This window comes from Paenibacillus anseongensis (genome assembly GCF_009757995.1).
Classification (GTDB): Bacteria; Bacillota; Bacilli; order Paenibacillales; family NBRC-103111; genus Paenibacillus_E; species Paenibacillus_E chondroitinus.
In genome coordinates, this window is sequence record NZ_WSEM01000001.1 from 123,434 (window position 1) to 142,956 (window position 19,523).

17 protein-coding genes and 1 rRNA gene are annotated in these 19,523 nt (G+C 52.4%); all 18 read right to left on the minus strand.

Annotation, left to right across the window (positions count from 1 at the left end; translation table 11 throughout):
* Window position 1: 1 nt before the first annotated feature.
* The 18 genes from GON05_RS00525 to rrf all read right to left on the minus strand — a co-directional run bounded on the left by GON05_RS00525 (window position 2) and on the right by rrf (window position 19,419).
* Window positions 2-487: a (2Fe-2S)-binding protein gene (locus GON05_RS00525; RefSeq protein ID WP_127455571.1), complete on the minus strand. Its 486-nt coding sequence runs from the start codon at window positions 485-487 to the stop codon at window positions 2-4.
* Complete coding sequence (gene pucD / locus GON05_RS00530; protein WP_157317310.1) at window positions 480-2,792, minus strand: xanthine dehydrogenase subunit D; 2,313 nt, start codon at window positions 2,790-2,792, stop codon at window positions 480-482. Before pucD ends, GON05_RS00525 begins: the two co-directional genes overlap by 8 nt.
* A complete protein-coding gene (locus tag GON05_RS00535; RefSeq protein ID WP_157317311.1) occupies window positions 2,776-3,759 on the minus strand; it encodes an FAD binding domain-containing protein in 984 nt (327 codons plus the stop codon). Before GON05_RS00535 ends, pucD begins: the two co-directional genes overlap by 17 nt.
* 182 nt (window positions 3,760-3,941) lie before the next feature.
* Window positions 3,942-4,592 carry a nucleotidyltransferase family protein gene (locus GON05_RS00540; protein ID WP_181646665.1) on the minus strand — a complete coding sequence of 217 codons (651 nt, stop codon included), beginning with the start codon at window positions 4,590-4,592 and terminating at the stop codon, window positions 3,942-3,944.
* The gene (locus GON05_RS00545) at window positions 4,586-5,578 is read right to left on the minus strand and encodes an XdhC family protein (RefSeq protein ID WP_157317313.1); all 993 of its coding nucleotides are present in this window, start codon (window positions 5,576-5,578) and stop codon (window positions 4,586-4,588) included. The genes GON05_RS00540 and GON05_RS00545 overlap by 7 nt, the downstream gene beginning before the upstream one ends.
* A gap of 47 nt (window positions 5,579-5,625) precedes the next feature.
* Window positions 5,626-7,221, minus strand: coding sequence for a gamma-glutamyltransferase (gene ggt / locus GON05_RS00550; protein WP_157317314.1), 1,596 nt, complete (start codon window positions 7,219-7,221; stop codon window positions 5,626-5,628).
* Window positions 7,215-8,459 (minus strand): pyridoxal-phosphate-dependent aminotransferase family protein, encoded by a 1,245-nt coding sequence (locus GON05_RS00555; RefSeq protein ID WP_157317315.1) that lies wholly within the window; start codon window positions 8,457-8,459, stop codon window positions 7,215-7,217. Before GON05_RS00555 ends, ggt begins: the two co-directional genes overlap by 7 nt.
* Window positions 8,446-9,747, minus strand: coding sequence for a M20 family metallo-hydrolase (locus GON05_RS00560; protein WP_309492698.1), 1,302 nt, complete (start codon window positions 9,745-9,747; stop codon window positions 8,446-8,448). The genes GON05_RS00555 and GON05_RS00560 overlap by 14 nt, the downstream gene beginning before the upstream one ends.
* Window positions 9,740-11,137, minus strand: a complete 1,398-nt coding sequence (locus GON05_RS00565) for an allantoinase (protein WP_157317316.1) — start codon at window positions 11,135-11,137, stop codon at window positions 9,740-9,742. Before GON05_RS00565 ends, GON05_RS00560 begins: the two co-directional genes overlap by 8 nt.
* A 48-nt stretch (window positions 11,138-11,185) precedes the next feature.
* Window positions 11,186-11,542, minus strand: coding sequence for a hydroxyisourate hydrolase (gene uraH / locus GON05_RS00570; protein WP_157317317.1), 357 nt, complete (start codon window positions 11,540-11,542; stop codon window positions 11,186-11,188).
* Entirely contained in the window at window positions 11,539-13,002 is a 1,464-nt protein-coding gene (gene pucL, locus GON05_RS00575) for a factor-independent urate hydroxylase (protein WP_181646666.1), read from the minus strand. Before pucL ends, uraH begins: the two co-directional genes overlap by 4 nt.
* A 214-nt stretch (window positions 13,003-13,216) precedes the next feature.
* On the minus strand, window positions 13,217-13,702 hold the full coding sequence (locus tag GON05_RS00580; RefSeq protein WP_157317318.1) for a nucleoside deaminase: 486 nt from the start codon (window positions 13,700-13,702) through the stop codon (window positions 13,217-13,219).
* A gap of 20 nt (window positions 13,703-13,722) precedes the next feature.
* Window positions 13,723-14,652: an ABC transporter permease gene (locus GON05_RS00585; protein ID WP_157317319.1), complete on the minus strand. Its 930-nt coding sequence runs from the start codon at window positions 14,650-14,652 to the stop codon at window positions 13,723-13,725.
* Window positions 14,653-14,698: 46 nt separating this feature from the next.
* On the minus strand, window positions 14,699-15,820 hold the full coding sequence (locus GON05_RS00590) for an ABC transporter permease (protein ID WP_157317320.1): 1,122 nt from the start codon (window positions 15,818-15,820) through the stop codon (window positions 14,699-14,701).
* Window positions 15,817-17,325, minus strand: coding sequence for an ABC transporter ATP-binding protein (locus GON05_RS00595; protein WP_157317332.1), 1,509 nt, complete (start codon window positions 17,323-17,325; stop codon window positions 15,817-15,819). Before GON05_RS00595 ends, GON05_RS00590 begins: the two co-directional genes overlap by 4 nt.
* Window positions 17,326-17,633: 308 nt before the next feature.
* Complete coding sequence (locus GON05_RS00600; protein WP_127455559.1) at window positions 17,634-18,167, minus strand: chromate efflux transporter ChrA; 534 nt, start codon at window positions 18,165-18,167, stop codon at window positions 17,634-17,636.
* Window positions 18,164-18,748, minus strand: a complete 585-nt coding sequence (locus GON05_RS00605) for a chromate efflux transporter ChrB (RefSeq protein WP_157317321.1) — start codon at window positions 18,746-18,748, stop codon at window positions 18,164-18,166. The genes GON05_RS00600 and GON05_RS00605 overlap by 4 nt, the downstream gene beginning before the upstream one ends.
* Before the next feature lie 554 nt (window positions 18,749-19,302).
* Window positions 19,303-19,419 (minus strand): 5S ribosomal RNA (rrf, locus tag GON05_RS00610).
* Window positions 19,420-19,523: the final 104 nt, after the last annotated feature.

A 19,523-nucleotide genomic window follows, 5' to 3' on the forward strand; every position in this document is an offset into this window, starting at 1 on the left:
TCTACCCCTCTCTTTTTATCGACAAACCACATCGTTCTACCGCTCTGAAAATGCCTTCATAACCAGTGCAGCGGCATAGATTGCCGCACAGCGCTTGCTCGGCCTCCGCCCTTGTCGGGGCGGGGTTTTTGGCCCACAAGGCCGTTAACGTCACAACCATCCCGGCGGTACAATACCCGCACTGCAGCCCTCCTTCCTCTAACATCGCTTGTTGAACAGGATGCAGCGTTTCCCCACCGGATATCCCCTCAATGGTCGTTACCTGCTTGCCAGCGGCTTGATAAGCCATGAGCAGACACGCATTTACAGGCTTTCCATCAAGCAGCACCATGCAGGCGCCGCATCGTCCAATTTCACAAGAAACTTTGGTACCGGTTAGGCGCAAGTCGTCTCTCAAAATATCTGACATCCGCTTGGAAGCAGGAACCGGAATCGCGATCTCTTTCCCGTTAATGGAGCATTCCAGCACATACGTTGTATTAATCAATGGCCTCCACCCCTTCTAACCAATCGATGGACTGCACGATGTCTTCCGGTGAAATCGGAAGTCGGTTTACCCAAATACCGGTAGCTTGCCGAACCGCTGCCGTAATTGCCGGCGCCAATCCGACGCTGCCGATTTCGCCTACTCCACGCGGGCCGAACGTATCACCCTCGGGTAATTCTTCAATCGCTTCTACACGAATGATTTGCGGACTATCTCGAAAAGTTGGAATTAAGTAAGTGTCCAAATTATGCCTCACATAAGAGCTCTCCTGCATAGCAGCGTCCTCCGTTAACGTGAAGCCCAAGGCCATTACACTGCCTCCCTCAATTTGACCGAGGAAGCCCATCGGATTAATGACAGGACCGGCTGCAATCACGTGGTCCGTCGCAACCACTCTCACCCGCCCTGTCAGCATGTTCACTTCCACCTCCACGATGGCAGCTGCGTAGGAGTACAAATAATGCGCTCCGACCTGCCCCGCCGGTGTCGTCGGGTAGTCAAACGCCGTCTGCGCCAGGATCGGCTTCGCTGCCTGATCGGCAGCCGCCGCCAACTGCGCATACGTCACAACCGGCTCACCCTCCCCATCGCCCTTGCGATGGATTCCGCCTACGCCGGTTGTCAGCTCCTCCGGCGCGAAGCCGCCAAGCGCAGCCGCCTGCTCCAGCAGCGCCTGCACGAACGGCGGCTTCAGCCGCTGCAGGGCGCGCCACATCATCGTGGTGGCGCGGGACGCCGTGCTCGAGCCGCTGCTCGGCACGCGGTCGGTATCGCCGATGACGATACGGATGTCATCGGCGGCGCAGCCGAAGCAATCCTGCAGCATCAGCGTGAGCGCTGCGTAAAGCCCTTGCCCGAACTCCTCGAAGCCGAAGGAGGCCTGAATCTTGCCCTCCGGCGTGAGCTCGATGCGCCCACCGGAGTGATCCGGGATGCCGAGGCCGAGCCCGGCACCGTGCATCACCATCGAGGCGCCGACGCCACGGCGCAGCCACGGCTCAAGCTCGCTCGCCTGCAGCTGGCCCTTCTGGATCTGCTGGCCCCGCTTCGCCCAAAGCGGCGACTCCTGCGCCTTGTGCCATACTTGGCTGGCGCCTTCGGTCGCCACGATCTCTTGGCCCATCGGGCCGGGGTCGCTTGGAGCACGCAGGTTCAGCTTGCGCAGCTCCCAAGCGTCCATCCCGAGCTTCTCGGCGAGCCGCTCGATCTGACTCTCCACGGCAAAAATCACCTGATTGCCGCCAAAACCCCGAAACTCCCCGGATACGCCGTTATTCGTATAAACACTAGTTCCTTTTACATCAATATGAGGAATCGTATACGGCCCTATCGCATGTTCAGTGGCAAAGTTCAGCACTTCACAGCCCAACGTTGCGTAAGCACCTGTATCCGCAAGAATGCTGACTTGATGCGCAATCAGATGTCCATCTGCATCAGTACCCGTCTTCATTGTGATTCGCATCGGATGCCTTTTAATCCCGGAAATCACCGACTCCCTGCGGGAATTGTGCATCTTAATAGGAGCGCCTGTCGTAAGTGCAAGCAGGGCTCCAAATGGCTGCACATTCAGCTCATCCTTCCCACCGAACGATCCGCCAATCGGACTGGATACTACGCGAATCTGCACTTCTTCCATGGCGAGAATACGGGCTAGCTGCATTCGATCTTTATAACCATGCTGCGTTGGCGAGTATACCGTCAGTCGGCCATCTTTTTCCGGAATAAAAAGGCCACCCTCCGTCTCCATGTAGGTGTGCATTTGCCTCGGAGTGTAGTAAGTCTCCTCTACGATATGCGCACACTGTGCGAAAGCAGATTCCGCCTCACCTTGCTTCAGGCTGGTTCGATGCAGCAGATTGCCATCCGGATGAAGCAGCACAGTTCCTTCGTCCAGCGCTGTTTCCGGATCGTCTACAACCGGCAGCGGCTCATAGACAACTTCGATTAAACTAAGCGCATACTCGGCGATCTCCTCTGTATCCGCTGCTACAGCCGCCACGGCATCACCGATATAACGGACACGCTCGTGGCAGAGGACAGGCTGATGGGGGAAGGCAATGCCGAACAAATTCATGCCCGGCACATTCTCCGCTGTAACAACGGCGCGAACACCCGCTGCCGCTTTGGCTCTGCTGGTATCTATGGATAGTATCCACGCATGCGGGTACTTGCTTCTTAGCACTTTCCCATGCAGCATCCCCGGTGCCGTTAAATCCGTCAGGTATTGGAGCTTCCCGGTGACCTTCTCTTCACCGTCGGGACGAATGATCCACTTTTTAGCATACGTATCACGACTTAGGAGCATAGGCTCCGCCCCCTTTTCGCCAAGCTTTGTAGCACTCGGAAACAATAAGATTCGCCGCCGTTATCTTTCGGTAAGCAACACCTGCGTAATCATCGGCTACAGCCTCGAACCCTTCAGACACTCCCTTATGCAATGTTTGCAGGACCTCCTTGGATAAAAGCTTCCCGGTGACCGCCTCCTCAAGCTCGGTGAACCTCGCCGGAACAGCGCTTCCCCCGCCTGCACTTAAAGCGATGGCGGTAATGATCCCATCCGCATTCACCCTTAAACTGCCGGCAACCGTTACGACAGAGGGGGTAAACGCCTCTCTGCGACCCACTTTCAAATAAAATTCATGGATCCGGGACACATCCTGGTCAATTTGTTCTGCCTTTGTCGGCTTCACGTTACTTTGCTGCTCTGCCTCAATCTGTTCCGTACAAACCTGCTCAGAAGCTCGCACCACAATCTTGGTCATCATTTCATCCGAGGTAAAAAGTTTGCTTTCCAGCCACTCCTTTAGCGGCAGCATGCGCTCTTTCTGCCCATCCGACCAGCCCACTTGGGCATCCATGACCAGGAGAACTGGAATGAGATCTCCCGTGCGGGTTACCACATTGCCTCCGATCGAAGCTAAATTGCGGACAGATGGCGCTGCAATTTCGGAACAAGCTTGCACCAAGAGTCCGCATCGCTGCCGCATCAGCTCATTTTCCATCAAATCTGATAAACAACAGGCTGGACCTATATGAACATGACCTTGCGTGTCAATGGTTAAACCCGAAAGAGCAGGAATGCGCCCCAAACTGATTAAGTGCTGCGGGGTCGACGAAAGGCCATTTTCCCAGCGTGTGCGAAGCCATGTGCCACCCGAGATTAACACCGAGTTGTCACCCCATTGATGTTTTAATTGCATGGCTTCCTCTACGCTCGTCGGCTGCCATACCGAAGGCTGCTGCTCCGGCAGCTGGTACAAAGGAACTGACATGAACAAAACCTCCTCAGCGTATTCTGAACCGCCTTTTTCCACATAATTGTCCGTAATTAAATTAGATCAACTATAAACAATTTCTAAAAATAGAGTCAACTAACTTAACATCATTTTGTGTTTTTGTATAAAAAAATAGCGCATCATTAGTAATAATGCACTTTTCGCTTCAAATATGTTATTTAAATTGACATGAAGTAGTCGGCAAATAGCTTTTTTGCCTCTTCATATCGGTCTGCTGTGTCTATATCCATGAATAGCAACTCGGTCCCTTCAAGGATACGCCCTCGGTACATTGGCGAGCGAAACAGGGATCGCGCCCCTACATCCCCTTTGAGCGAAGCAGCGGCCTGCCACATGCTCGGTCCCATAATCAGCGGAGGCTTCGGCTGGCCTTGATCTCCGCTGGCGATATAGTCCTCCCCTGTATGCTCATTGAAAGCCTGCGTAAGTTTATACAACATCGCTCCATCAACAAATGGCTGATCCGCCAGCAAAATCATAATCCCCTCTGCGCCAAGCTCCTTAGCCGCCTGAATCCCCGTGCGCAGCGAGTGCGCCATCCCGCTTGTGGCATCTGGACAGACAGCAATATGGCAGCGCCCCAACGGTATTTGCGCTAAAGCAGATGCCGGCAGCCAATCTAACGTGTCACCTTCTCGCACGACAACAACCACACTGCTTAGCACCGAACTCAGCGCTTGCTGGAGAGCAACTCCGCCTAGCGGAACGCCTCTCGCCAGTTCTAAGGACATCTTCGAGGTCCCCATTCGCCTGGAACTGCCTGCTGCCAGATAGACGCCGACGACCTTTCGCTTCCCAGCGCTTACCATGGGCGGCACCCTTGGATATCTCCGGATCTAATCGAGGAGCTCCATTCTTCATTTTTGCGAACACCGCGCTTTTTACTGATTAATTCCGCTACGATGCTAATCGCATTCTCGATAGGCCCCTCTGAGCCAATGTTCAATCCAACGGGGTAATGCACCCATTCCGGTCGCTCCGCACCATCCAGCAGCCTCTCGGATCTTGAACGTGACCCCATAATGCCGAGGTAGCGCAGTGACGATTTCAGAATTGCCTGCACGAATTCAGCATCTTTATCGAACTGGTGACTCATAACAACCACATAGTCGTCAGCGGTCAATCTTAGCTTTTTAACCAGCTCTCCTGGAAAAGCAACAACCGTCTCCGCATCGGGAAAACGTTCTTGCGTGCAGTAGGCGTCGCGCCAATCCGCGACCACTACGCGAAATCCGCTGCTAATGGCCAGCCCCACGAGCGGAATAGCATCTTGATTAGCACCAAACACGATGACTCTGGGCTTAGGTTTGAACGCGTAGACATAGGCATTGGACAACGATTGGCAATCAGCGGAATCCTTATCAATACCACTCAACTTATACTGAATATCGGAATACCCCTCAGCAAACGAGCGTGTTAGCACTATCACTTCTCCGCGATCCACAGCTGCTTTGGCCGTCAGGAGGTAAACCAGCAGTTCACCAGTAACCGGCTCCAGCAGAATGCGAATTAATCCGCCGCACCCGATCGTTTCACCCCAGCCAAAATCATCGGCAGGCCGCATGTCATACTCTACCATTTGTGGCTTCTGTGATGCCTCGACGAGGGGGACATACCCGGATAGATCGGCTTCCAAGCAGCCCGGGGAGATGCTTCCGTACAAGCTGCCATCCGAGAGCAGCATCATCATGGCTCCTTGCTTCCGGTAAGCATGCCCTTCCACATGAATGACCGTCGCCAACACAGCTGACTGCGCACAATCCTCTACCGCTTGTAAAATGTCGTAAGCTTCCATCCCTCAGATCACCTCGCTTCTAATGGCATCATCGTCTTATCATCGACTTACCAGCCGATTGCAAGACCATCGCCTCGCGGATCCGCAGCTCCGCTCATAAAGCCCCTCTCATCAATGACAATGCCTTGCGCTTGCCCCATAATGCCGTCCCATGCCTTCACCGGTTCTACTCGATGTCCCCATTTTTTGAGACGGGCATAGACTTCATCATCCAAACGATGCTCAAGTTTCAACGCATCTCCGTCTTCCCCCCATGTACGCCCGTAGACCCAACGGGGCAGGGCTATCGCTTCTTGAATGGACAGTCCATAGTCCAGTACACCAGTAAGGATGGAAAGTTGCGTTTGCGGCTGACCTTCCCCGCCTTGTGTGCCATATAACATGTACGGCTTACCTTCCTTGCTGACAATAGCCGGCATTAACGTATGGAACGACCTTTTTTTCGGCTCCAACACGTTCGCGCAAGCAGGGTCCAGCGAGAAAAAAGAGCCCCGATTTTGCATAATCATCCCCGTATCCCCCGGCACATAGGCAGCGCCGAAGTCGAAATAGAGGCTTTGAATAAAGGAAACGGAATTGCCCGCTTCGTCAACGACAGCCGCATAAGCCGTATCTTGGCCGATTGCCGGAGATAAATGCTCACTTGCCTTAAACGGCTCATCTTGTATTGTCTGCCAGAGCTCCTTGGCATAAGCCTTGGACAGCAGATGCTCCAACGGAATTTCCCTAAAGTGCGGATCTGTTAAATACAGATCACGGTCTTTAAACGCCTTCTTAATAATTTCCGACATGATATGATAAAAGTTGGCTGAAGCTCTGGGAACCGCACTTACCTCTATATTTTCCAGCATATTCATCATCATTAGCGCTGTGAATCCTTGCGAGTTCGGCGGCATTTGATAAATTTCATAGCCACGGTACGTGCTAGAGAGCGGCTTCACCCATTCCCCGGCATAACTCGTAAAATCTTCTTCCTGCAGCAATCCGCCGTCCTGTTGCATACTCTCCACAACCGCCTTCATGACAGCGCCATTATAAAAAGCATCCCGGCCATCCCGACCAATTTGACGCAGCGTTTCAGCCATCTCTTTCTGAACCAGTCGGTCTCCTTCCTTCAAGAGCTCACCGCCGGTCGTATAGATCGCACTAAGCTGTTCAGAAGCCCGAATGAATGCTTCATCCTTCTTCATCCAGTAGCGTAAATTACGTGAGATTGGAAACCCCTTTTCCGCATAGGCAATTGCGGGTTCCAACAGCTTCTCCCAAGGTAGCTTGCCGTATTTCTCCCACACCTGCCACCACGCATCGACCATGCCCGGCACCGTAATCGCGCTCAGAATCCCTCTCTGCGGAATCGCTTGCAAGCCTTTAGCCTCGTAAAAATCTGGGCTCGCCAGCGCAGCAGACTTCCCGCTTCCGTTGAAGCCTGTATAGGTGCCAGTCGCTGCATCGTACATCAGGATGAAAGCATCGCCGCCAATACCCGTCATGTGCGGATACACAACGCCGAGCGTCGCGCTAATCGCAATCGCACTGTCAAAAGCATTGCCTCCCTGCTGCAAAATCGCGCTGCCCACGCTGCTAGCCAAATAATGAGGCGTAGCAACCATGGCACGCTCCGCTCGCGGCATGATGTTTAACATGGCTGTTCCTCCTCCTTACGAGCATATTGATTGAGGGCTGCTTGCAGCGCTGCACCAACATTCACATCGGCTCTGTGCCAGAGAAGAACAGCCTCCAGAGCGCCAAGAACGTGAAGTACGTTCTTTTGATTACAACTAAAGCCCATCGTGCCGATTCGCCAAATTTGACCTTTCAATGGCCCGAAAGAGCTGGCAATCTCAATTCCGAACGTATTCAGCAGCATCGAGCGCACGGACTCTCCGTCAATGCCATCCGGAATGCGGATGCAGGTGACGACCGGCAGCTTGCAGGCCGGATTGCCATAAAGCGTAAGCCCCATCGCCTGCAGGCCGGCTACCAGCGCAGCTTCATGGCGCTTATGACGAAGGTAGCGTTCCTCAAGCCCCTCCTGCAGGACTAGGCGCAGCCCTTCGCGCAAAGCATAAAGCATGGAGGTCGCTTCCGTGTGATGATTGAGCCGTTTCGGGCTCCAGTAATCCTGCAGCATACCTAGGTCAAAATAGTTGCTCGCCACCGGCTTCAAACTGGAGACGGCCGAACCTTGGTCACGCAGCCCCCGTTCGATCGTTTTACGCCGCAGCACCTTGGCCTCGACTCGATCATTATAGGTGATCGGCGACATACCGGATGGGACGGACAAGCATTTCTGCGTCCCGCCGATAACGGCATCGAGCTGCCATGCATCCGTCTGAACCGAGACGCCGCCAATCGTGGCTACCGCATCCACGACTAGCAGTGCATCCACTTCCCGGCAAGCTGCGCCAATGCCTTCAAGAGGTTGGATGCAGCCTGTTGACGTTTCGCCGTGGACCATCGCGACGATGTTCGGTTTTTCCCGGTGGATGGCGTCTATGATCTCCTGTGCCTCGAACACAGATCCCCACTCCCGCTCCAACATGAGAACCTCTGCACCGCAGCGTTCAGCGATTTCTACAAGCAGATGACCGAAACGTCCATAAATAGGAACAAGCACCTTGTCCCCTGGCTCAATAACACTTACAAGCACGGCCTCAATACCGGATCGCGAGGTGCCATCTACGGGATAAGCCCATTGATTGCTCGTTTGAAACACATCGCGAAGCATTTCCATCGTTTCATTCATTAATTCTGTAAATTCCGGATCGAACTGCCCCAGAATCGGATACGACATCGCACGCAGCACCCGTGGATCGACCTCTACAGGTCCGGGGGTCATAATGGTTCTCAGTGAGGGCGACAAGTCCTTATAGTATTTCATCCGCTTTCCCCCCATAGCCATATTGGTACAACACGTGAACCAGTGTGTGGAATCCGGCGATCAGATCATCCGCTTCCGTAAATTCCTCCGGACTGTGGCTTATGCCGCCAACACTCGGTACGAAAATCATCGCTGACGGACAGATCGGTCCGAACAGCTGAGCATCATGTCCTGCACCGCTTGGCAGCCGCATATGCTGAAATCCGCCGGCTTCACAGGCAGCTTCAATTTCTTTCGCCATGCTTTCCTGCATCGCGACCGGTGGAGCATGTAAATTTTCAACCGTTTCTATAGTAAGCCCTCTTCGCATCGCGATCTCTTCGAGCCTTGTTAGCAACCTTACACAAAATGTACGCATCTCCGGCTCGTCAGTATGCCGAATATCCAGTGTAAACTCCACTTCGCCCGGCACAACATTCGAGGTCCCCCGCTTCACTTCCAAACGTCCCACAGTAGCAACAAGCGGCTCTCCTGCCTCAAGGGCCATTTGCTCCGTTATTGCCACCATTTCTGCCGCTCCGGCAAGCGCATCCTTGCGCATCTTCATCGGCGTTGTTCCCGCATGATTGGAGCTGCCTGTTACCTGTACAGTTAGTCGGATTTGGCCAACGATGGCCGTTACAATGCCAATTTGTTTCTTTTTGTAGGTTAAAATAGACCCTTGCTCAATATGAATTTCAATATATCCGCCAATGAATTCGCGTTTTGCCGGATACTGCTGCCCACTTGCTGTGGCATCTGTGACATCAAAGCCAGCTTCCCGCATTGCTTCAAGCAATGTCACACCGTCGCTATCTGCAATCTCGGTTGCCAGCCACAAGGGTCTTGCGCCTGTGACATGCCCTGAACCCCAATAGGCTAAGGGGAATCTGCTTCCCTCTTCTTCACAGAACGAGACGGCTTCTAACGTTCGCTTCGGAGCACCGTAAACTGCTTTCAGATAACCCAAAGCCATCATTGAGGCGACGACACCGTAGGCGCCATCGTACTTTCCGCCGGTTTTGACCGTATCGATATGTGAACCTGTCAGCAACGGCTTCTCATCCTGCCGACTGCCAGGCAATTTTCCAAATACATTGCCAACCGCATCAAAACCGGCCTCCAGCCCCAGCTGCTCCATTTTGCTAATAATCGCTCGCTGTGCTTGCAGCCATGGATCCGTATACAGCAGTCGGGTGACTCCTCCTTCGGCATTAGCCCCATAGGAGGAAAGCTCCTCCAACACCTCAAGCATCCGCTCTCCAAATTGGGACAGCAAATCAAGTGAATTCGGTACTCTTTTAGCCACCGACCTCACCTCCAACGATCACTGCGGGACGTAACCATGCGCCATCAGCCGTCTCCATAACTCCTTTTCCAAGCTCATACACCTTGCTTCCACGGCAAAAGGTCGCCTGCACACGGCATCCAAACGTCCGCCCCACATAAGGACTATGCTTGTGGCGGTAAAACAAATCATTCGCCTGCAGGGTATAGCCCCTGCTCATATCAACCAATGCGAAGTCGGCATCCGCTCCGACGGCAATAACCCCCTTGCGAGGATACAGGCCAAAACGCTTGGCAGGCTCAAGCGAAAGCATCCTCGACAGCTCGTGCAGCGGCACATTTCTGCGAAGGTGGCCCTCATCCAACATCAGCTCCATGGAGCTCTGCGCCCCGGAGATGCCGCCCCACGCTTCGAAGAAATCCCCTTGCTTCATGGACGTTGGGCAAGGGGAGTGGTCCGAAGCGAGAATATCGAGCCGCCCGGCCATCAGCTCCGCCCACAGCCGGTCTTGATCTTCCGCTGTGCGCAGCGGAGGCGCGCACTTCGCAACAGGACCCAGCTGCGCCAGATCGGCGCTGGTCAGTGCCAAATAATGCGGGCACGTTTCCACCGTGACGTCCAGCCCTTTGGCCTTCGCCTCCGTGATGGCCTGCACCCCTTCCGCGCTGGAAATATGCACAAAGTGCAGCCGGCAGCCCGTCTGCTCTGCGTAGCACAGCGCGCGGTTCACCGCTTCCAGCTCCGCAGCGATCGGCCTCGTCGCGACATAGTCGAGCGCTCCTCGTCTGCCTTCCGCTTGAGCCTTGGCGGCTCGCTTGGATACGATCTCTTCGCTTTCAGCGTGAAGAGCGAGCACTAACCCCAAGCGGGCGATCTCCTGCATGCCTTTGTAGAGTGTCTTGTCATCCACCTCAGCGAAAATATCTTCCCCTTCTCCGCCGGGACAGGACATGAAAGCTTTGAAGCCGATGACGCCGGCCTCCGCCAGCTCCTGTAGATGCCCGATATTGCCGGGAACCAAGCCTCCCCACAGGGCATAATCGACCACGGAGTGTCCTTTGGCCGCTGCCAGCTTTTGTTCCAGAGCGCTAAGCCTTACCGTTGGAGGTACGCCATTAAGCGGCATATCGATAAATGTCGTGCACCCTCCTGCTGCAAGAGCCGCCGAGCCTGTCGCGAACCCTTCCCAATGACCAAGCGCCGGTTCGTTAAAATGAACATGTGCATCGATCATGCCGGGCAGAATATGCAAGTGCTCCGCCTCATAAACAGGCGTCTGCTCCGAATAGATGAGGTTTTCGCTTAGCGCAGCAATTTTGCCGCCTAGAATACCGATGTCTACTTGCCGCACGGCATCCATGAGTACTACGGTACCTTTGCGAATCACGAGGTCAAACTGTTGATCATCCATGCAAAATCCTCCCTCGGACGTAGATATAGCCACACTTTTTTCCAAACACTAGCTTCCTCTATATGTGTTATATCCCCACGGTGCTATCAAAAGCGGGACATGATAATGGCTATCTGCTGCGGTAACGCCGAAACGGATGGGCACTTGATCCAGAAAAGGAGGATCGGATAGAAGGACTCCCGTCTCTCTGAAGTAATCTCCGACATGGAAAACTAGCTCATAGGTTCCGGGTACAAAAGCTTCCCCACTCAGCATCGGTCCCTGCAATCGGCCATCAGCATTCGTGACTTCGGCCCGAAGAAGCTCGGCCCTTCCCTCTTGAAGACGGTACAACTCTATCCGAACCGCCTGTGCCGGTTTGCCTTGACTAATGTCCAGAACGTGCGTTGTTATTCCAGTGCTCATAGGCCCTCCAGATCTTGCTTTGTCATCGAAAAGCCTTGGAAACCATACGGCGGTCTTGGCTCTGTGAACACCTTTCCTTCACCTGCCGTGGCGTGTTCCAGAATCGTTTCCCACGTACGGTTATTCGATTCGAACCGAATCTCTTTCAACTGTGGGAACCTTAGTAATGCGCGCTGTCCGATGCGGTAGATGAGATTTTGAATCGATGGCGAGTGTTGTTCATGAAAAACCGTATGTGCGATGTCCCGAATTTGTTCCGCAGCCACATAACGTCCCAGATCCGAATCCAGCGCATCTTCCACTTCCTCGTAGCTCCAAGCAATGTCCAAGAAAATGAATAGCGGGCGGTCATAAGATTCCGGTAGTGTTGTATACTCATCTCGTACGAAGCCTGCGAATGAACTGCCCTTCACCTTAATCAGTTTCAGATCAGCCATACCGCCTTCATGCTCCTGAATCGCGATGCCCTCTTCCGTCCGTGTGAGCTCTACTTTGGCTGTCGGATGTTCATTTTGCGAATAACGGTAGACCAGATTCCCATTCTCGAAGCCTTGGGCCCCCGGTACCGGCAGCGGATCAAAAGCAACCTGGTCGGCCGTCATTTTCACGCCGGTCATCTGCGGATAGGTCTCTAGCAGCTTGCGGCTTGCGAAAGCGAGAAACCCTTCAGCCGTTGCGCCTTCATATTCTCCAGCTTTGCGTAAGATGAAATTTTTCATGGAATCCGTGGCTACGACCAGCGTGTTATCCCCCTCTGTAAAAGAAGTGAAAAACTTCTCCCCACTAACCGCCACCTTAATATTCATCCCAAAAAGCACATTGTCTCGTCCCACAAAACCCGACTCAGGGATTAACGTCAGATTGGTTAGCGGTTTTGCGTAGGACCTGTACACCCATACGTCGCCTTTGCCGTAGTACATGATTCTCTCAGATCCGTTCTTCATCGCTTTCCCCTCCGCTTCGTCTACTAACACTGCCTCTAGGCGAAACCGCCCGATTTTGCAAACCTCCTGTAAAGCCTTGCCCATCTCCTCCTGCACCTCTCGATGAATGCGATGGCTCAGCGCTTCGCGAATCGTCTCCTTGGTCTGCCCCTTGACGGCCATGATGAACGGAAACTGAAAAGCCTCCGTGTACTGCTTGTTAAGCTGAAGAAACTGCTCATATTCATCGGGTGATAACTGGTTCAGGCCAGCTCCCGCCTGCTCATTTACGGAGTGGTCCGTCATGCGAACTCGCGTTCCCAAGTCGGGATGAGCTCGCAGCAGAGCCAACTGCTCCTCCCGACTCGCGCGCCATACTTCCCTTTCCAGACTGCTGACCAGATCCTGTCTTGTTGCAAAAGGCCGTGAACTCCACGCCCGTTCAGCCACCCAAGGGGAGTGTTCAAACAAAGGGCCGAAGGCATCGACAAACCCTTCCTGTGTCAGTTCATTCACTTCCTGAAGCGTTAGCGCCACTCCCCATCACCTCTCCAACGATGTAAATGTTAACCATTCTTGATCAAGATTTGTTTCATTGTAAATGCGCCATCCCCATGGGTCAATTTATATGAAAGAAGTTTGTAAACTTTCATAACATCCGTAACTTTTTTTGTGAAATTACAAAAAAAGCCGCTAGGGACAAGGAGTTCTCCCTAACGGCTTTCATTTTTGGGCTTCTGCAACGCGGTTCTCACCCCCAATAACCAGCATGCGCCGCAACAGCCTCCGCCTCAATCTCTGCAACCGGGCCGATCACCTGTATAGGCTTGCTGCCTCGAGCAAAAACAACCCGACACGGCAAATCCAACGTCGGGTTCTGCTCATCCTCCCCGGTCAATTCAGCCAGACGCGTCTCCGAGATGCCATAAACAACGCGCCCCACGTTGCCCCAGTAAATAGAACCCGCACACATGGCGCACGGTTCAGCAGATGTATACAGCGTGCATGTCCATAACTCGGCTTTGCTGTATTTTTTCGAGGCTGCTTCCATCAGTGTGGTCTCAGCATGCCCCGTACAGTTGGATTCCGTTATTTCTATGTTGCCTTGCTCCAAAAGAATTTCCCCTGTCGGCCCTACCAACAACGCACCGAATGGCGTATTGCCAGACTGTCTGGCTAGGACGGAGAGTTCAACGCATCTTTTTAAATAAAATAAGTGATTCTCTGGTCCATTCATCGGCTACCCTCCAGATTCGTCTAAAATCTTTGCTCCCTAATATAGGGAACACCCAGCGCTTCCGGTGCCCCCGAAGGCTTATTGCGGTTACGCCAGCCTAAGTACATAAGAACGAGAATGGTTACGAGATAGGGAATCATTTTCAAAAAATAAGAAGGAATATGGCTTCCAATCAGCTGTACGCGGAAACCCAGAATATCTAAAACCCCAAAGAAATACGCACACACCAAGGCCCGAATCGGATTCCACCTGGAAAAAATAATTAATGCCACGGCAATCCAGCCACGCCCGGACGTCATCCCTTCATTCCATGTCGGCGTGTACACAAGCAGCAGATCGGCTCCTCCCAGACCAATCAACATGGAACCGATGATAACGCAGCCATACCGAATTGCCACGACAGGTATACCCATGACATCGGCAGTTGCAGGATTATCCCCGACAGCTCTCAAGTGCAGCCCCCATGAAGTCCGATGGATAAACAGATGCATCACAAGCACCATCACAAAACTAAACCAAGTAAACAGGTCCATATGCGCAAAAATCTTCCCCAAAAAAGGCACATTCTCCAGCCAAGTCAAATGAAGCTTTGGCACCGCTCCGGTCAGAGGCTGCCCGCTCACCGGCTTACCCAGGTATGCGCTAAGACCGGTACCAAAGATCGTCATAGCCAGCCCGCAAACCACTTGATTCGCATGCAGCGATACACTCAGCACCCCATGCAGCAATCCGAGCATTCCACTCACAGCAAGAACACAGAGAATAGCCAAAGCTAAACTCCCGGTATGTATGTACAAAAGACAAGAGGTTACCGCCCCCATCAGCATAAGCCCTTCTGCTCCTAACTGGGTGATGCCGGACCTCTCAATTAAAATCCCGCCGAGCACAGCCAAAAGCAGCGGAGTACCCGATGAAATGGCCGAAACAATTAATTGCGTAAGGATCTCCATCCCATTCAGCCCCTTCTCCTCAATTGCCACTGTTGTCGCAAGTTAACTAGTTGTTACGACGCATGCGAAATTTCCCCGCCATACCGCCTGCAATCAGGAAAAACAAGATAGCTCCTTGAATCATCGACGAAATCGACGACGGGAGACCAATTGTTTGCACACTATATCCACCCACAATTAATCCGCCAAAAAGCACCGACGAAACTACCAGACTAAGCGGATTCAGCTTCGCCAACCACGCCACAATAATCGCCGTATACCCATACCCCGGAGAAATGCCATACATGAGACGATGCGCCACACCCGATACCTCCCCCATGCCGGCAAGCCCAGCCAGACCTCCGCTTATGACCATAACAACCAACACATGCCTGGAAATCCTTATACCTGCATTCCGCGCTGCTTCCGCATTAGCTCCAATCAGCCGCAGTTCATATCCCCAACGTGTATACCGAATGACGAACGCATAAAGCAGCACACCAATGATGGCAAAAAGAATACCCATATGGAGCCGCGACGTGCCAAAAGTAGGTAAAGATTGCGCCGCAGTGAACATCGGCGAGCCTGGGAAGTTGAAACCCTTCGGATCTTTCCATGGACCGAATACCGCATAATTCAAAGCAAGCAGCGCCACATAATTCAGCATCAGGGAAGTAATCAGCTCGTTGACTTGAAAATAAGTCCTCGGGATTGCCGTCAGCAGCCCCCAAAGTCCCCCCGCCGCAATGCTAGCCACTAGCATACAGGGAATTGAAAGGTACATTGGCAGATGTGGAAAATAGATCGTTACCGCTGTCGCCGCCATAGCACCAGCCAAAAACTGCCCCTCCGCACCGATATTCCACACGGAAATCCGGTACGCGATGGATACTCCCAGGCCGCATAGTAGCAGAGGGATCGCCTTAACCAACGTCTCCGTCAGGCCGAAGGAAGAGCCGAAGGCTCCTGTCAGCATTTTGGCATAGACGGTAATCGGGTTCATACCATTCAGCGAGATAAAAATACCGCAAGCTACCAGCGCCAAAACGATGGACACAATGGTCATCCACCATGGGCTTTCGCGACCGGCTGGGTCAATCTCCAAACGATACGGCAGACGTGAGCCTGATTCACGCTTGACGACTTTCGTTTCCATCGGAATCGTTCCGACCGTTTGTTGTTCACTCATCCTGCGTCCTCCTCCTCTGAGCCTGCCATCAGCATACCGATATATTCGCGGTTCGCTTCCTCCCGGGCTATATGGCCCACGATGCGTCCGCCATACATGACTATAATCCGGTCCGATAGCTGCAGCACCTCATCCAAGTCCTCCGATATGAGCAGGACAGAACGTCCCTTTTCCCGCAGATCCTCCAACAAATCATGGACGCCGGCTGTCGCGCCAACATCGAGCCCTTGCGTGGGATGTACCGCTACCATCAGCTTTGGATCGAGGTCCACTTCCCTGGCGAGGAGCAGCTTCTGTTGATTGCCACCTGACAAATGACGAACAGGTGCATCGATTCCCGGCGTCTTCACATCAAAGCGCTCAACAAGCTTCTGCGACCAATGCCGATTCTTCTCTGTGCGAAGCAGACCGAAGCGCGAGCGTTCGGGGGAACGGTAGGTTTTGAAAAGCAGATTATCGACCGCTCCCAAACTCCCCGCGAGACCACTCTTCATCCGGCTTTCCGGTACATGGGCGATGCCTTGCTCGATAGCTCCCCGCACTGAACCGTTACGCAGCGGACTGCCATCGAATCGGATGTCACCGTCTTTCCATGGGCGAAGACCTGTTAACACCTCCGCGAGCTCTTTTTGCCCATTTCCCGAGACGCCGGCAACCCCGACAATTTCCCCTGCCTTCACCTCAAAATGAAGCCCATCCAGCACCTTACGCCCCTGATCCGCATAAACATTCAAACCACTGACCACCAGCATCGGGCTGCCCAATGGCTTCTCCCTCACTACGAATCGGACATTTACGCTCTCTTGTCCGACCATCAGCTGCGCCAAATCACGTTCGCTCGTCTCCGATTTCGCCATCGTTGCGATCATTTTTCCTTTACGCATCACGGAAATATGATCGGAAGCGAACATCACTTCTTTCAGCTTATGTGTTGTCATAATGACGGTCTTGCCTTCCTGTTTCATGCGATTCAGCGTCTCAAACAACTGCTCCACCTCACCTGGCGTCAAGACCGATGTCGGTTCATCCAAAATAATGAAGTCGGCTCCGCGATAGAGCGTCTTCACAATCTCTACCCGCTGCTGTTCGCCGACGGATAGCTGCCAGATCGGCCTGTCAACTGGGAACGGCAGCCCAAAATGCTTGGAAATCGCCTCAATCTCCTCCGACTTCCGTGTTAACCAACGCTGGCCTCTCCAGAATGAGGACGTTTCGCCAAGCACAATATTCTCCGCAGCCGTTAAAGTCTGCACGAGCCTGAAGTTTTGAAACACCATGCCGATGCCAAGCCGCATCGCATCCTTAGGTGAGCGAATGCGCACTTTCTCGCCATGCAAGCGGATCTCGCCATGTGTGGGGCGGTATACCCCGGAGAGCATGCACATCATCGTGCTTTTGCCGGCGCCATTTTCCCCGAGCAGCGCATGAATTTCTCCTGCTTTTGCCTGAAAATTCACCTCATCGTTCGCGATAACCGAGCCAAATTGCTTCACAATCCGGATCATCTCAACGGAGTACTGCTCCTCTTTCTTCAATCGCGCCCCTCCTCGTATAACCGCATATGCTCAAAACAGCATCTCCCCATGAAGGATCTGCTGCAGCTACATACTTCTATCCATTTTTTCCACTATACTGTTCAGGTGAAATACACGTCAATTAACATCACATCTTATTAGCGCTGCTCACGAAAAATACCTCTTACTTTGTGCTAAGCGCCAAAGAAAGCGTCAACTAACATAACGCGAACGCAAAAAGGAGCAGTCACAAAACGTCTCTACAGACGTTTTGTGACTGCTCCTTAGCTAATCGCTCTCTAGGAAAGAAAGATGCCGCCATATACAAAGCCGGCCACAATGACAAAAGCAGGATGAATCTTTCTCTTTTGAATGAGATAAAATGCCACTGCCGCGATGCCAATAAACTGAAGATATCCAATTGCCTTTGTAGACTCCACCAGGCTGCTCCATGTAACAAGCACCATCATGATAGCAATTACGGGCTGTACAAGCAGCGTCATTCCTTTGATCACAGGAGATTGCTTATATTTCTGCAGGATATTCAATAAAATGATGAGTGCGATAATTGACGGAACCACCGTTGCCGCTACAGCCACCATAACCCCGATCCATCCGCCGAGCTGAAACCCGACATAAGCGGCAATCTTCGTCGCGATCGGCCCAGGCAGGGCATTCCCCAGCGCCAGCATGTTAGAGAACTCGCTGCTGGTCATCCAGTCATGGTTCGTGACAATCTCCTGATACATCAATGGGATCGAAGAAGGCCCTCCTCCGTATCCAAACACATTGGCCAGAAAAAAACTAACGAATAAATGCCACCATTCCATCATGCGTCCTCACCAGTCCCCAGCCGTCTCTTCTTCCACTTATCCTTGAGCTTATGATGGAAGGCGCCATATAGGAGGAAGAGAAAAATAACAATCGCCGGATGCACAGAAAACGTCTGCAGCAGCAAAAAAGAGATCACGAAAAAAGTAATACCTGCCACCCAGCCCAATCCCTTGATGGCTTTCTCCCCAAACTCATACGCCATGACACCCAGCATCACCGCTACAATCGGAACAACAGCAGCTATCATCCCTTTGATCACATGCGACGTACTAAAAAATTGAATAAATGAATATAACCCCACCATCGCCACACAGGTAGGCACAATGTGCGCTAGCACCCCAACGGCTGCTCCGGCTGTTCCTTTTAGACGGTAGCCCAAATACCCGGCCAACTTCGTTGCTATGGGTCCAGGCAGCGTATTCGCTATAGCCAGTACCTCCATGAACTCCTCATCTTTCATCCATTGAAAACGCGTCACTGCCTCATACCGGATCAACGGGACTATCGACGGTCCACCGCCATATCCCAGAATCCCCGTACGCAGCATTGCCATTCCAATCTGAACATATGTATTCCCCATACGCATCACTCCTATCTCTTGTTGCAACTTCAGCATCTATATATGAACATACATCTGCAGGCAGGTATCAAAGTAAACTTTGCCTTATTGTAATCTAAGTTTAAATGATTTATTTGATTCTATCCGCACTTTTGTAAAAATGACAAACAATGTTTGGTTTCTTTGGACGTTCACCTTATCAGGGGGAGGAACTCCTACGTCGCCTATGTTGTATTTTATGCATTTAAATCGTGCAAAAATAGCGAGAAATTGCCACTTCGTTGTACTTAGTGCAATATTCTTTGAGTTGCGAGCCCCTTTTTCGCATATTTCGGTGAAATGGTTGTATTTTATGCAACGGGAAGTTATTTCGTAGCGGCAAAGTATCTGTTATGTTGTATTTAATACAACATAATGAGGCAATGATGCTCATATGTCTCTCGTTCATCCAACTTTACTGCAAAAAGTGCAGGTAATTGCCCTCCTCATAGCTAAGTAAGAGAACCACGGTAATGACAGTAAACAATAAACAAAAAAACCTTACGAGGATTTCTCCTTGTAAGGTTTCTCATTGTGCTTGGCAACGTTCTACTCTCCCAGAACCCTGCGGTTCAAGTACCATCGACGCTGGAGGGCTTAACGGTCGTGTTCGAGATGGGAACGCGTGGGTCCCCTCCGCCATCATCACCAAACAGTCAAAGCGTGGTTTGCGCCTTGAAAACTAGATACGAAACGTTTGTAAAGTAATTACTATAGGATTTGTGGTTAAGCCCTCGACCGATTAGTATTCGTCAGC

Excerpts from the sequence above, each read along its gene's own strand:
- pucD (WP_157317310.1), bottom strand. The coding sequence starts at position 2,792 with ATGCTCCTAAGTCGTGATACGTATGCTAAAAAGTGGATCATTCGTCCC.
- GON05_RS00535 (WP_157317311.1), bottom strand. The coding sequence starts at position 3,759 with ATGTCAGTTCCTTTGTACCAGCTGCCGGAGCAGCAGCCTTCGGTATGG.
- GON05_RS00540 (WP_181646665.1), bottom strand. The coding sequence starts at position 4,592 with ATGGTAAGCGCTGGGAAGCGAAAGGTCGTCGGCGTCTATCTGGCAGCA.
- GON05_RS00545 (WP_157317313.1), bottom strand. The coding sequence starts at position 5,578 with ATGGAAGCTTACGACATTTTACAAGCGGTAGAGGATTGTGCGCAGTCA.
- ggt (WP_157317314.1), bottom strand. The coding sequence starts at position 7,221 with ATGTTAAACATCATGCCGCGAGCGGAGCGTGCCATGGTTGCTACGCCT.
- GON05_RS00555 (WP_157317315.1), bottom strand. The coding sequence starts at position 8,459 with ATGAAATACTATAAGGACTTGTCGCCCTCACTGAGAACCATTATGACC.
- GON05_RS00565 (WP_157317316.1), bottom strand. The coding sequence starts at position 11,137 with ATGGATGATCAACAGTTTGACCTCGTGATTCGCAAAGGTACCGTAGTA.
- uraH (WP_157317317.1), bottom strand. The coding sequence starts at position 11,542 with ATGAGCACTGGAATAACAACGCACGTTCTGGACATTAGTCAAGGCAAA.
- GON05_RS00580 (WP_157317318.1), bottom strand. The coding sequence starts at position 13,702 with ATGAATGGACCAGAGAATCACTTATTTTATTTAAAAAGATGCGTTGAA.
- GON05_RS00585 (WP_157317319.1), bottom strand. The coding sequence starts at position 14,652 with ATGGAGATCCTTACGCAATTAATTGTTTCGGCCATTTCATCGGGTACT.
- GON05_RS00590 (WP_157317320.1), bottom strand. The coding sequence starts at position 15,820 with ATGAGTGAACAACAAACGGTCGGAACGATTCCGATGGAAACGAAAGTC.
- GON05_RS00595 (WP_157317332.1), bottom strand. The coding sequence starts at position 17,325 with ATGATCCGGATTGTGAAGCAATTTGGCTCGGTTATCGCGAACGATGAG.
- GON05_RS00600 (WP_127455559.1), bottom strand. The coding sequence starts at position 18,167 with ATGATGGAATGGTGGCATTTATTCGTTAGTTTTTTTCTGGCCAATGTG.
- GON05_RS00605 (WP_157317321.1), bottom strand. The coding sequence starts at position 18,748 with ATGGGGAATACATATGTTCAGATTGGAATGGCAATGCTGCGTACGGGG.